The sequence below is a fragment of the Chelatococcus albus genome (assembly GCF_030067675.1).
Taxonomy (GTDB): Bacteria; Pseudomonadota; Alphaproteobacteria; order Rhizobiales; family Beijerinckiaceae; genus Chelatococcus_A; species Chelatococcus_A albus.
This window is the reverse complement of sequence record NZ_JASJEV010000036.1, coordinates 1-664: the sequence shown is the minus strand read 5'-3', so window position 1 is coordinate 664 and position 664 is coordinate 1. Positions and strand designations below refer to the sequence as shown.

Genomic DNA, 664 nt, shown 5'->3' with positions numbered 1-664 from the left:
TGACGTTGCCCCTGCGATCTAATCCGGATTGAAGTTCGTTCTGGCCCACTGAGAGGACCAGGACATGAAGCGCAGCCGCTTCTCTGAAGAGCAGATCATCGGAATTCTGAAGGAGCACGAGGCCGGGGTTCCGGTCGCCGGCCTGTGTCGCAAGCACGGGGTCAGCGACGCCTCGATCTACAACTGGAAGGCCCGCTTCGGCGGGATGGACGTCTCAGAGGCGCGCCGGCTGAAGGCGCTGGAGGATGAGAACACGCGGCTGAAGCGTCTGCTGGCCGCCGCCATGCTCGACAATGCGGCGCTGAAGGATCTCGTGGGAAAGAAATGGTGACGTCCGCGGCCAAGCGGAAAGCTGTCGCTCGCCTGAAGGATGCCTTCGGGATGAGCGAACGGCGGGCGTGTAAAGCCATCGGCTGCTGCCGCATGACGGTTCGCTACGAGACCGGCCGTCCGGACGACGGCGAGGTTCGCGAGCGGATGAAGGTAATCGCGCAGGAACGGCGCCGGTTCGGCTACCGGCGTCTCCTCGTGATGCTGAGGCGCGAAGGCCTCGTCGTGAACCACGAGAAGCTGTTCCGGCTCTACCGCGAGGAGAAGCTTGCGGTTCGCCGGCGTGGCGGGCGCAAGCGGGCGATCGGGACCAGGGCGCCGATGCTGGTGCCGC

1 pseudogene is annotated in these 664 nt (G+C 65.2%); it reads left to right on the top strand.

The annotated features are described in order from the left end of the window. Positions 1-64 precede the first annotated feature (64 nt). Positions 65-664: pseudogene (locus QNA08_RS18940) on the top strand (transposase); the annotation flags it as partial.